A 12431-nucleotide genomic window follows, 5' to 3' on the forward strand; every position below is an offset into this window, starting at 1 on the left:
AGGGATGAATGGCGCGCAGTATAACCACCCGTGCAAGCGCCTGACAGCGGATGCGAAAAAGACCTGCAATGCGGCGATTCTGCGCATTCATCTGACGGTAACGCAGGTGTGCGATAACCCGGGCATTCCCTCAGGACAGATTCCCATGTCGCTCCTCACTGCACTGTTTCAACGCCCGGCGCGGCGCCATTATGCTCTGCTCGATGAGGACCAATGCTGCCGCATGCTGCTGACCTCCGAGCAGCCGCCTCGAAGCGGGCATTGGGTGCAGGTCGATGAAGTATGCCTGGGCTGGATCGGCCGGCCCTTGCCGCACCAAGCTCGCCAAATCGGGCATAGCCAAACCTAATTGAAATCCAATGAAAAAGCCGCGCGGCTATTGAAGCGGCGCGGCTTCTGGTGCAGCCGAGGCCTGGCTTAATCAGCCAGCCCCAGTCGCTTGTCGACCATCGTGGACACTTCGCGATAAGCCACTGCGTCGGCTTCCAGAACCTTCTCACGAGCCGGGAAGATCTCGGCTAGCTTGTTGGTCCAGGCTTCGCTCCTGGCTTGCTCCGGGAAACAGCGTTCGATCAGGTCGAGCATGATCGAGACGGTGACCGAAGCACCTGGCGATGCACCCAACAGCGCGGCGATCGAACCATCTTTGGCCGAAACCAGTTCGGTACCGAACTGCAGGATGCCGCCCTTCTTCGGGTCTTTCTTGATGATTTGCACGCGCTGGCCAGCCACTTCCAGACGCCAGTCCTCGGCTTTGGCTTCCGGGTAGAAGCTGCGCAGGGTTTCCAGCCGGTCTTCCATGGACTGCCGGACTTCCTTGATCAGGTAGCGGGTCAGATCCATGTTGTCACGCGCCACGGCAAGCATCGGCTTGAGGTTGCCTGGGCGAATTGACATCGGCAGATCAAGCGGCGAGCCATGCTTGAGGAATTTGGTGGTGAATCCGGCATAGGGCCCGAACAACAGCGATTTCTTGCCGTCGACGACACGTGTATCGAGGTGCGGGACCGACATCGGCGGCGCGCCTACTGCAGCCAGGCTGTAGACCTTGGCCTGGTGGTGCTTGACGACGTCCTGATTGTCGCAGCGCAACCACTGGCCGCTGACCGGGAAGCCGCCGTAACCCTTCCCTTCTTCGATATCCGACATCTGCAGCAGCGGCAGCGCCGCGCCGCCTGCACCGAGGAAGACGAAACCGGCGTCCAGCTCACGGGCGCCACCGTCGCGGGTATTCTTGATCTCGACGCGCCAGCCTTTGCCGTGGCGCGCAAGGCCGGTGACCTTTTGGAAATAGGACATCTTCACGCCTGGCTTGGCCGCCAGATAATCCAGCATCTGCCGCGTCAGCTCACCGAAATTGACGTCGGTGCCGTTCATCGCTCGGGTCGCGGCGATCGGCTCGTCGGCGGCGCGGCCGGGCATCATCAGCGGCATCCACTCCTGCATGGTTGCCCGATCTTCGGTGTAAACCATGTTTTCGAACGCGTGATGCGTTTTCAGCGCGTTGAAGCGACGCTTGAGGTAGTCGATGTTCTTGGTGCCACGGACGAAGCTCAGGTGCGGTACGACGTTAAGGAAGTCGCGCGGACTGCCGAAACCTTCGCGTCCCGTCAGATAGGCCCAGAACTGCTTGGAGACCTCGAACTGCGTATTGATGGTGACGGCTTTCTTGATATCGATCGAGCCGTCTTTGCTGTCCGGTGTGTAGTTCAGTTCACACAGGCCTGCGTGACCGGTGCCGGCATTGTTCCAGGGATTGGAGCTCTCAACCGCCCCGGACTCCTGCAGTTCTACAATTTCCAGCCTGATGTCGGGATCGAGCTCTTTAAGCAGTACGGCCAGAGTCGCACTCATGATGCCGGCTCCCACCAGCACCAAATCCACGGCTTCGCTATCGTGTTGCGTCATTAACGCGTTCTCCAGAATCACAGCATTAAACTGTCACGACCGCAGTACGCGATCATGTAGAACCACCAGCCAGGCGGCTGGAAACGGAGGGGTTTCCATGCCGCTGCTCGGGCTTGTGCCCGAAGGCAGGCACACGAGGCGCCTGCCCGCTGTCGGGAGAACGGCTTTTGGCCTCCTCCCTCTCGCTCCTAAGCCTCCCGGAGCAGGGCCACAGGCCAGGGCTCAACGGGACGCGTACAGCGAGAAAATCTTTGTGGCCGCCGGTTACTCGGCCAGTGCGGTTTCGCCAGCCTCGGGTATACCAACAGAGCGACTGAAATCAGCCGCGCGCGGCCTTGATCAGTTCGATGTAGGGCGCGGCGCGGCGTTGATCTGCTATCAAGTCAACGAAGTCATGCCCATTGGCGTCCTTCGCATTCAGATCCAGTCCGGCTTCGACAAAGAATCCGAGAAAACGCTCGAAATCATCAACACGCAATCCACGATAAGCCTTGATCAGCTTGTGCAGCGACCGCGGTGTTTCGTCAGCAGGCTCCGGTTCGAGAAACAATTTGATCGACTCATCGCTGACTTCTTCGCCGATCACTTTCTGCTTGTCTTTGCGCATGGTTTCTCCGGTCCGACGGGCCTTACGGGGGCGGCAGTTTACTCCGCGGGACGGGCGCACTCAACGCGTCAGGCGCCGATGCGACCAAGGTCGTACACGAAAATCCGCGAATTGACCGCGATGTTGCGCTCAGCCGGTCCGACACCGTCAGGCCTGTGCTTATACTGGCGCTTTGCGCACATGGAGTGTCTGGGATGAAGCTTCCGCCGCTGTTCGCCGCCTGGCGTCAGGCCCTGAGTTCAGGCTACGGAGGCCTGGCGCTGCGTGGCGACATCACGGCAGGACTGACGGTGGGCATCATCGCCATCCCGTTGGCGATGGCGCTTGCGATCGCGGTTGGAGTCGCACCGCAGCACGGCCTCTACACGGTGCTGGTTGCTGCACCATTGATTGCTCTAACAGGAGGCTCCCGATTCAACGTATCCGGGCCCACGGCGGCTTTCGTGGTCATCCTGTTGCCGATCACCCAGCAGTTCGGCCTCGGCGGCCTGCTGCTCTGTACCATGCTGGCTGGCCTGATCCTCATCACTCTTGGGCTGCTGCGCGCGGGCAGGCTGATCGCCTTCGTGCCCTACCCCGTCACGCTAGGCTTTACCGCTGGCATCGGCATCGTCATTGCGACCTTGCAGCTCAAGGACGTCTTCGGCCTGACCCTGACCGAGCAGCCCCAGCATTACGTGGAGCAGCTGGGCCTGCTGGCTCGTGCAATGCCCAGCGCCCAGCTGGGGGACGCACTGATTGCCGCACTCTGCCTCGGCGTACTGATCCTCTGGCCGCGCCTTGTACCGAAGGTGCCCGGCCATCTGGTTGCACTGGTGGTCGGCGCGCTGGCCGGCATGCTGCTCGAGTCGTCAGGCATTGAGGTCGCCACCCTGGGCGAGCGCTTCAGCTACATCGTCGATGGCGTTTCGCACCCCGGCATACCACCCTTTCTTCCGGACTTCTCCTGGCCCTGGCTCTTGCCCGGCCCGGACGGTCAACCATTGGTGCTCAGCTTCGAACTATTTCATCAACTGCTGGCGCCTGCATTCGCCATTGCCATGCTTGGTGCCATCGAGTCGTTGCTTTGCGCAGTGGTCGCCGACGGCATGACCGGCAGCAACCATGACCCGAATGCAGAACTTCTGGGACAAGGCATTGGCAATCTGGTCGCTCCGCTGTTTGGCGGCATCACCGCCACCGCAGCGATTGCCCGAACCGCGACCAACGTGCGTGCCGGCGCCTTCTCGCCGTTGGCGGCAATCATCCACGCCGGTGTTGTGCTGGTCGCCATTCTCTGGCTGGCACCGTTGTTCAGCTATCTGCCGATGGCCGCGCTCGCAGCGCTGCTGTTGATGGTGGCGTGGAACATGAGTGAGGCACCGCATGTGGTCAAGACGTTAAGAATCGCGCCCCGCAGCGACGTGCTGGTGTTGCTGACATGCCTGGTCCTGACAGTGCTCTTCGACATGGTCCTGGCAGTCGGCGTCGGCCTGCTTCTGGCTGCGGGACTGTTCATCAAGCGCATGAGCGAACTGACCGACACCACCAGCTTGCGTGAAGGCCAGAGCCGGTTGCTGCAGGACCTGCCCGAGCACGTCGCGGCCTACGCGATTCGTGGGCCGTTGTTTTTCGGCGCGGCCGAGAAGGCACTTAGCGTGCTGCGGCGTTTTAATCCGGACGTGAGGATCGTAATCGTCGACATCAGTGCCGTGCCGATGCTCGACATGACTGCCCTGGCAGCGTTGGAGAACGTGCTGCTGGACTATCGCAAGCAGGGCATCGCCTTGATCCTGTGCGGCAGCAGTGCGCGCTTGCGGCTCAAGCTGCGCCGAGCCGGTATCCACACGCTGGAAGGGCATCTGTACCACGTGCGCAATCTCGCCCAGGCTCGGGCAAAAGCTTTACGCCTGTTGCCCGGTGACGCCCAGGAGACCGCCCATTGAAGAGGCGGGCTAATTCGGAGGGCACCTGCCGCGCCGTCCGACCCAAGTTCTAGCCTGCGTACTTCTGCAGATTGGCCATCATTTCCTTCAACGCTTCCATGTTGTCAGCCGGGTGCGCTGCGTTTTCGAAATCACAGATCTGTTGCCAACTGGCCGCGACATCTTCCGCGTCGAACCCAGTCTTGGGGTCGAAGCCGGCACCGAGGCTGCGCTCCCAGCGCACCTTGCCCATCCAGCCACCGCCGACCTCGAACAGGCCGGAGGTTTCCTGACATTGCTCACTGGCCAGGAACACCACCAACGGACTTACCAGCTCGGGCTTGAGCTGCTCGAACACCTGCGGCGGGATCAGACCTTCGGTCATGCGCGTGCCGCCAGTTGGCGCAATGGCGTTGACCAGAATGTTGTTCTTGCGCCCCTCAAGCGCCAGCGTGCGCGTCAGACCATACAGCCCCAGTTTCGCCATACCGTAGTTGGACTGACCGAAGTTGCCGTAGATGCCGGAGGTCGACGCCGTGAAAATTACCCGGCCATAACCCTGCTCGCGCATGTGCGGCCAAGCGGCTCGGGTCACCTTATAGGCGCCTTCGACGTGCACCCGGTAGACCAGATCCCAGTCGGCGTCATCCATCTTGTGAAAAGTCTTGTCGCGCAGAATGCCGGCATTGTTCACCACCACGTCTATGCGGCCAAAGCTGTCCAACGCGTGCTGGATCACCTTGTCGCCCTCGGTCACCGAATCATGGTTGGCCACCGCAGTGCCGCCGGCCTGACGGATCTCCTCGACGACGCGATCAGCAGCCGAGGCGTTGGCTCCCTCGCCTTGGGCGCTTCCGCCGAGGTCGTTGACCACGACCTTCGCGCCATGACGGGCAAACAGCAGCGCGTGGGCGCGGCCGAGACCGCCTCCTGCGCCGGTCACGACGACCACCTTGTCTTCGAAGCGAATGGCTTCACTCATCGGGATTCCTCCAGCAGATTGTTTTTGGATGGGTAATTCGATCTGTACCGAGTCTCGACGAGGCCGGACTGCCCCACAATCAAACCGCCACGACTGAATGCCCGGGCATAAGGCGGCGGGATGATGTCAGCCCTCAAGGACGGGTCAGAAACGTCTTGACGGCCTCGGTGACTCGCGCCGGGTCTTCTTCCTGCGGCACGTGCCCGAGGTCGTCAAAAATGACCACCTGACTACCGGCAATGTCCTGTTCGAAACGGCGTGCATTGTGCGGCGGGATAAGCCCGTCGCGACCGCCCCAGATGATCAGCGTTGGCGTCTGAATCGATGCAATCCGACCGGAATTATCGACGGCTGGTACCTGCTTGAAGCGCTCACGAAGCGCCTCGCGGTTACCTTCGCGCAACGTCAGTTCGTAGTAACGATCGACCAGATCGGGCGTTACCCTGTCAGGATCACCGTAAACATTGCGGGTGCTGGACTCCACCAGCCGACGCGGCAAGATGTTGGCCATCAAAGGCGCCAGGCCCGGAATGGCCGCCAGCTTGAAACCGATAGGCACGGAAGTCGATTGACGCGGGTAGCCTGCTGCGTCGATCAGCACCAGCTGCGCCACCCGCTGCGGTTGGTCCAGCGCCATTTCCCAGGCCAGCTGACCACCAAAGCTGTTGCCGACCAGCACCGTGCGCCCGACATCCAGACGGTCGAGCACTGCCGATAGAAACTCGACGTAATGGGTCATGCGGTAGTTGCCGTCAGGAAAGGGACCGGTGAGGCCGAACCCTGGCAGATCGAGACTGATGACCCTCCGCTGCTGGCGCAACTCAGCAACCATGGCTTCCCAGGTATGCAGGCTTGCCGAGGTGCCGTGCAGCAGTACCAGTGGAACGGGATCGTCACGCCTGCCTTCGTCGCGGACGTGGACTTGCATGCCGGCAATCTCGATGAACCTTGACGGCTCCGGCGCCCACCGCTCGGTGAGACTTTCAACGGGCCGTGGCGGAGCCCAGCTGATCGTTACAAGCACTGCAACGGCAATAACCAGCAGCGCCGCGATGGCGAGCAGGAGTTTCATTAAGGTCTTCACGGCCTGGATCCTTGATTTAGCGAGTGGCAGCGCCAGATTGAGACAGGTTCTCTGTCGCGGCAAAACCATTCACCACTTGAATTGCCCCTGATGGCAGGGTGATGTTGTATGCAGAACGGCGTTGGTCACTAATTGATCAACATCCCACAAGCCACTGCGGCAGCGGCCTGGCGCTTCGTTTCCCCACGTTATCCACAGACCACCACACAGATATCTTGGACAAGTTACATGCAGCGAAGACGGCTTCGCTCGTTCCTCGAGCGGAGAAGATATCCCCAGAAAAACAGCGAGTTATAGAGCAAGCTGACATTCTGATCAATATTTGAACAACCTTAGCAGAGCCCCGGTGCTTGTGGCCTGCAGACAGTCATGAATAGCTTATCCACAGCACCGTGCACAGCTAATGGGTATAACTATGACGGATCGACTGTCGATGCTATGTGAAGAGCTTCGAGCCCTCTGTTCGGGGGGGTCGCTTAGCTTAGTAACTGACCAACCAACGTAGAGCCGCGTGCGAACCCGACATAGGCAGTATTGGCCGATTAGACTGGGCTCAAGCCAAGGTCTCCCAGCCGAACACAGCTAATGCTTGGTCATCATTCCCCGCAGCGCTACGCTTCCATCCCCGTTACAGATGGAGAGGATGATGACCCTGACTTCGATATGCGTCTTTTGCGGCGCTAGTGCCGGCCTCGACCCGGCTTATACACAAGCCGCCAAGACGCTCGGCCAGACGCTGGCCGAGAACGGCGTTCGACTTGTCTATGGTGGCGGCGCGGTAGGTCTCATGGGGGTCGTTGCCGATGCAGCCATGGCGGCGGGCGGCGAGGTCATCGGGGTCATTCCGCAGAGCCTCAAAGACGCCGAGGTGGGTCACTCCGGGCTTACGCGTCTCGAAGTGGTCGACGGCATGCACGCGCGCAAGGCGCGAATGGCTGAGCTGTCGGACGCATTCATTGCCCTCCCCGGCGGCCTGGGTACCTTGGAGGAGCTGTTCGAGGTATGGACCTGGGGCCAGCTTGGCTACCACCAAAAGCCTCTCGGATTGCTCGACGTCAACCGCTTCTACAGCAAGCTCAGCCACTTTCTCGATCATCTGGTAGAAGAAGGCTTCGTCCGCTTACCACACCGCGCCATGCTTCAGCGCAGCGATAGCGCATCGGAGCTGTTGCAGCTGCTCAATCAGTGGCAGCCCAGCGGCGAAATACGCTGGAGTGGTCAAAGCAACGGATAGGCCTTCGAAGTAGTCCGATGCGCACACTCGCACATTGATCAAAAACTGCACATTCGAGGCCAGGGCAGGCGCAGCGCAGCTCCACGCCCGCCCACCAGCTGTTATCCACAGGGCCTTCCACAGAGACCGTGGATAACATATGACTCTGCCATACAACGCCTGAAAAATTAGCTGTTATCGGTTGTAAGGCAGCGCTAAGTATGCTCTTCCGATGTGCCAAGAAATATTGAACAGCATTTGATCAGCAGCCTGGAATGTAAGCTGCGCGAGGCTTGCAGATGAAAGCCCCTATCTTATCCACAGATTGACCCACATAAATCCGGGATAACTCAACGGCCGTCTGAACATCTGTTGCTTCCGATAGGACACATAGATGTTTACAGGGGAGTTAGCGAACTCTCCCGCTCTGGACGGGCTCAAACTTCCTATAAAGCAATCAGCGGACGCGCGGAGTTCTCATGTCAGTTCAATACCCGGTCACCCCCGGCTTGTCGAAGGCCGCCGGAACAATCGCGCAATGATGGCTTTTCTAGGGTTGGTCTTAGCCGCATTCATCTGCTTTTCGCTGGTTTTCTTCGTGAAACAGCGCCAATACAACCACCCAGCGCTGCGCATGCCGTACCAGTTAAAAAAACCTTTGTTCGAGCCTGCTGAACGCAACCTATTGGGGCTCTTGCAACAGGCGGTGGGTAACGAATACCGGATTCTCAGTAAAGTGAGGCTCGCCGACGTCATTGAGGTCACTGCCATTCCCCGGCGAGCCCCTTGGTATAGAGCACACAATCGGATCTCCGCGGCCCGTATCGATTTCCTACTCTGCCATCCGGACACACTTGAGCCAGTCTGCGCTATCGAGATGGAGCCAGCGACAGAAGCCAATGCCTTCCTCGACGAGTTGTGCAACACGGTGGGCCTGCCGCTGGTGCGCCTGAGCCCGGAACGTGCTCGAGCTTATGACGAGGTGTGCGCAGACATCGAACAAGCTCTGGCGAACCACTCTCCAGCCGAACCACCCGTCTAGCGCCGAGAATCGCGCCTGCCTCTCGTGGTCGAAACAGACAATCGGTGAATAAGCCCATCGCCGGTGCGCGCACGCGCTGTTTCTGACGAATCACAAGGGGACTGCCATGAAATACCCACTCGTGTTGCTGTTGGCTGGCGCCAGCACGGTTTCAATCATGACCCAGGCGGCAGAAGGTACTGAACAGTGCCAGACCGCAGATGAAGCCCAGGTGTCCGCACTCTTTCAACGCTGGAACGACGACCTCGCCAGCGGCGACCCTAAACAAGTCGTGGAAAACTATGCCGACGAGTCCATTCTGTTGCCCACACTGTCGAATGTGCCCCGGCGGACAGCAGAGGAAAAGCAGGACTACTTCGTCCACTTCCTGGAAAAAAAGCCCAGCGGCACAATCGATGAGAGGATGATCCAGATCGATTGCAACACCGCGCTGGATGCCGGGATCTACACTTTCTCATTCGCTGACGGCAACAAAGTGAAGGCCCGCTATACCTTTACCTACAAATGGTATCCGGAGAAGGATCAGTGGTTGATCACCAGCCACCATTCGTCCGCGATGCCGGAAATCATTCCAGTGCTCGATTGAGCATTCAGGCTGCCGGTCGCACCGGCAGCCTGCTCCAAAGGCATGAAGCCAGCCGAGCAGCTGCTGGCGGACAAAACTGGCAATCCTGAGGTGAGCCACCTGCATCACCACCCTTTTCTTCTGACGTGAACACTCAATGCTGCTGAAATCGCGGATAACCGCCCTGATCGAACTCGTTTCACGATTGATCCGCCGCTATCCCGGCACCGTCGCGCTCTTCGGTTTTTGTTCAGGTATCGCCAGTTTCGTGCTGGTGGAACGTCACGCCGGGCTGGCCAAGGTCATCGCGGTAATCATGCTGGTCAGCTGGCTCTGGCTGATGCTGGAGAACAGCCTGCGTCAGGGACTCGAGCGATGGTTCGGCTGGAAAGTACCGCCCCCTCTGCTGCGCTACGTGACGCAGATGGTCCATCAGGAAAGTCTGTTCTTCATCATCCCGTTCTTTTTCATCACGACCACCTGGAACAGCGGCCAGTCTGTCTTCACCGTGCTTCTTGGCGTCGCTGCGCTGGTTTCGCTGGTCGACCCGCTCTACTACAAATGGCTTGCGCCCCGTCGCTGGGTCTATCTCGCCTTCCACGCACTGACCCTGTTTGCCGTCCTGCTCACGGCCTTGCCGATCATCTTTCACCTGTCCACACCGCAAAGCTATCAATGGGCCTTGGGCATCGCCGTCGCGCTCGCACTACCGAGCCTTAGCGGCTTGTTCGCAACCTGGAACTGGAAAAGCGTGCTGGGCATGTTGACGCTCGCAGCCGTGGTGGGCCTCGCCGGCTGGATGGGGCGCACCTGGGTGCCGCCCGCGACGCTGTGGCTGACGGATGTGGCCGTCACTACCACACTGGACAATGACTCACGCGAACCCGGCAATCGCCTGCGCCAGCTGACCAATCAGGAGCTGCATGGCAATGGGCTGTATGCGTTCACCGCAATCAACGCGCCTCGTGGCCTGAAGGAGCGGATCTACCACGAGTGGACGCACAACGGTCGCAGGGTCGACCGCATACCGTTGGACATCAGCGGTGGACGCGAAGCGGGCTATCGGGCATGGACCCACAAGCGCAATTTCCCGGAGCATGCCGAAGGCCGGTGGCGGGTGCGGGTGGTGACCGAAGCCGGACAGATGATCGGCATGCTGCGCTTCCGCGTTGTCGAATGAACCGCTGAAGCCGGACGGCACTCGAAACGGCAGACGTCCGTCGCCAAAACCCAGGGAGGAAACGCATGGAGTTGTGGGAAATTTTCAGCCGCGTTGTGGCATCGGAATTCTCCGACATTCCTGACTTCGAGCACGCTGTTCGGGTCTCCGTGCGGCTGATTCTGGCGGCCTTTCTCGGTGGCGTGCTGGGCTACGAGCGCGAATACAAGGGCAAGGCGGCCGGACTTCGTACTCACATGCTGGTATCGCTCGGCGCTGCGCTTTTCGTACTCGTGCCCCTGGAAGCCGGCATGGAAATCGACGACCTGTCACGGGTGATGCAAGGCATCGTCACCGGGATCGGCTTTCTCGGCGCAGGGACTATCCTTAAAGGGAGTTCGGTTCAGGATGTCAAAGGCCTCACCACTGCGGCCGGCATATGGCTCACAGCGGCAATTGGTGTCGCCGCTGGGCTTGGACATGAATCCACGGCAGTGCTGACCACAGTCTTTGCACTGGTCATATTTCTGCTGATGCCCGGACTGGAACAGCACGCGGCGCACCGGTCGGCCGGCATCACCAAAAAAGGTCGCGATCAGGACGGAGCCCCCTGAGTGCGACCGAAACGCTACCTGCGACAGGAGCAAACCATGCGAAACCTTCCGGCCTGACTGACGACAGGGACTTTCATACTTATCCTGGCCGGCTGCGGAGACACCGCCACGTTGCCGGTCGAAGCTGGCTATGGGCCGAATCCCGAGCTGCCCGCACCGAAGACGTCATTGGTCCCCACGGTCAACATTGCCGAAGCCACCGGTTGGCCCGACGGCCAGCAGCCGCACGCGGCGCAGGGTTTTCAGGTGCAGGCATTCGCGCGCGACCTCGATCATCCGCGTTGGCTGCATGTGCTCCCCAACGGGGACGTTCTGGTGGCGGAAAGCGATGCACCGCCCAAGCCAGAGGGCCAGGGCATTCGCGGCTGGATCATGAAAAAGGTCATGGCACGGGCAGGCTCGGGCGTTAAAAGCGCCAACCGTATAATGCTGCTACGCGACAGCGATGGCGACGGCACGCTGGAATATCGGAAGGTGTTTCTAGACGGGCTGAATTCGCCGTTCGGCATGGCGCTCGTCGGTGATCAGCTCTATGTCGCGAACACCGACGCTCTGATGCGCTTTCCCTATGAGGAAGGCACAACCCGAATCGAAGACCCAGGTGAAAAGATCGTCGACCTCCCCGCCGGGCCGATCAACCACCATTGGACCAAGAACGTCATTGCCAGCCCTGACGGATCTCGCCTCTATGTCACCAGTGGCTCCAACAGCAACATCGCCGAGAACGGCATGGAGGCAGAGGAAAATCGCGCGGCGATCCTGGAAGTTGACCCGGAGCGCAAAACGCTGCGGTTGTTCGCCTCCGGCTTGCGCAACCCCAACGGGCTGGCCTGGCAGCCAGACAGCGGAGAGCTGTGGACCACCGTCAACGAGCGGGATCTGATCGGCAGTGATCTGGTTCCCGACTACATGACTTCGGTGAAGGACGGTGGCTTCTATGGTTGGCCCTACAGTTACTTCGGTCAGCATCAGGACGACCGGGTGAAGCCACCGCGGCCGGATCTCGTGGAACAGGCCATCATCCCGGATTACGCGCTTGGCGCGCATACCGCGTCTCTTGGCCTCACCTTTTATGAAGGCACGTTGCTGCCGGAGCGTTACCGAAATGGCGCCTTCATCGGCCAGCACGGTTCCTGGAACCGCAAGCCGCGCAGCGGCTACAAGGTTGTCTTCGTACCTTTCCGGAATGGCGAGCCGAACGGCGCGGCTGAAGATGTATTGACCGGGTTTCTCAGCAGCGATGAGCAGGCCATGGGACGCCCGGTCGGCGTCGCCGTGGACAAGGCAGGGGCGCTGCTCGTCGCCGACGATGTCGGGAACGTGATCTGGCGTGTGACGCCTGATACTGATTGA

12 protein-coding genes are annotated in these 12431 nt (G+C 60.1%); 8 read left to right on the forward strand and 4 right to left on the reverse strand.

Annotated elements, in window-relative coordinates:
• Positions 1 to 4 precede the first annotated feature (4 nt).
• The gene (locus tag NA619_RS11055) at positions 5 to 349 is read left to right on the forward strand and encodes a hypothetical protein (RefSeq protein ID WP_255961918.1); all 345 of its coding nucleotides are present in this window, start codon (positions 5 to 7) and stop codon (positions 347 to 349) included.
• Between the two features lie 68 nt (positions 350 to 417).
• Here NA619_RS11055 and mqo read toward each other — a convergent pair whose 3' ends face one another.
• Both mqo and NA619_RS11065 read right to left on the reverse strand, forming a co-directional pair.
• A complete protein-coding gene (gene mqo, locus NA619_RS11060) occupies positions 418 to 1929 on the reverse strand; it encodes a malate dehydrogenase (quinone) (protein ID WP_336605455.1) in 1512 nt (503 codons plus the stop codon).
• Positions 1930 to 2227: 298 nt separating this feature from the next.
• Entirely contained in the window at positions 2228 to 2515 is a 288-nt protein-coding gene (locus NA619_RS11065; protein ID WP_255961919.1) for a PA4642 family protein, read from the reverse strand.
• A 194-nt stretch (positions 2516 to 2709) separates the two neighbouring features.
• On the opposite strand from NA619_RS11065, the gene dauA reads away from it, so the two are divergent.
• Positions 2710 to 4440, forward strand: coding sequence for a C4-dicarboxylic acid transporter DauA (dauA, locus tag NA619_RS11070; RefSeq protein WP_255961920.1), 1731 nt, complete (start codon positions 2710 to 2712; stop codon positions 4438 to 4440).
• A 49-nt stretch (positions 4441 to 4489) separates the two neighbouring features.
• On the opposite strand, the gene NA619_RS11075 is transcribed toward dauA, so the two are convergent.
• Both NA619_RS11075 and NA619_RS11080 read right to left on the reverse strand, forming a co-directional pair.
• Positions 4490 to 5401, reverse strand: a complete 912-nt coding sequence (locus tag NA619_RS11075; protein WP_255961922.1) for an SDR family oxidoreductase — start codon at positions 5399 to 5401, stop codon at positions 4490 to 4492.
• Positions 5402 to 5534: 133 nt separating this feature from the next.
• The gene (locus NA619_RS11080) at positions 5535 to 6485 is read right to left on the reverse strand and encodes an alpha/beta fold hydrolase (protein WP_255961923.1); all 951 of its coding nucleotides are present in this window, start codon (positions 6483 to 6485) and stop codon (positions 5535 to 5537) included.
• A 646-nt stretch (positions 6486 to 7131) separates the two neighbouring features.
• On the opposite strand from NA619_RS11080, the gene NA619_RS11085 reads away from it, so the two are divergent.
• From NA619_RS11085 to NA619_RS11110, 6 genes are all read left to right on the forward strand, one after another.
• Positions 7132 to 7719 (forward strand): TIGR00730 family Rossman fold protein, encoded by a 588-nt coding sequence (locus NA619_RS11085; protein WP_255961924.1) that lies wholly within the window; start codon positions 7132 to 7134, stop codon positions 7717 to 7719.
• A gap of 520 nt (positions 7720 to 8239) precedes the next feature.
• Positions 8240 to 8740 carry a DUF2726 domain-containing protein gene (locus NA619_RS11090; RefSeq protein WP_255962010.1) on the forward strand — a complete coding sequence of 167 codons (501 nt, stop codon included), beginning with the start codon at positions 8240 to 8242 and terminating at the stop codon, positions 8738 to 8740.
• Positions 8741 to 8846: 106 nt separating this feature from the next.
• The gene (locus tag NA619_RS11095; protein ID WP_255961925.1) at positions 8847 to 9326 is read left to right on the forward strand and encodes an SgcJ/EcaC family oxidoreductase; all 480 of its coding nucleotides are present in this window, start codon (positions 8847 to 8849) and stop codon (positions 9324 to 9326) included.
• A gap of 136 nt (positions 9327 to 9462) precedes the next feature.
• Positions 9463 to 10485: a DUF5924 family protein gene (locus NA619_RS11100; RefSeq protein WP_255961926.1), complete on the forward strand. Its 1023-nt coding sequence runs from the start codon at positions 9463 to 9465 to the stop codon at positions 10483 to 10485.
• Positions 10486 to 10550: 65 nt separating this feature from the next.
• Positions 10551 to 11078 carry an MgtC/SapB family protein gene (locus tag NA619_RS11105; protein WP_255961927.1) on the forward strand — a complete coding sequence of 176 codons (528 nt, stop codon included), beginning with the start codon at positions 10551 to 10553 and terminating at the stop codon, positions 11076 to 11078.
• A gap of 57 nt (positions 11079 to 11135) precedes the next feature.
• On the forward strand, positions 11136 to 12431 hold the full coding sequence (locus NA619_RS11110) for a PQQ-dependent sugar dehydrogenase (protein WP_255962011.1): 1296 nt from the start codon (positions 11136 to 11138) through the stop codon (positions 12429 to 12431).

The organism is Stutzerimonas stutzeri (assembly GCF_024448895.1).
Lineage (GTDB): Bacteria > Pseudomonadota > Gammaproteobacteria > Pseudomonadales > Pseudomonadaceae > Stutzerimonas > Stutzerimonas stutzeri_Q.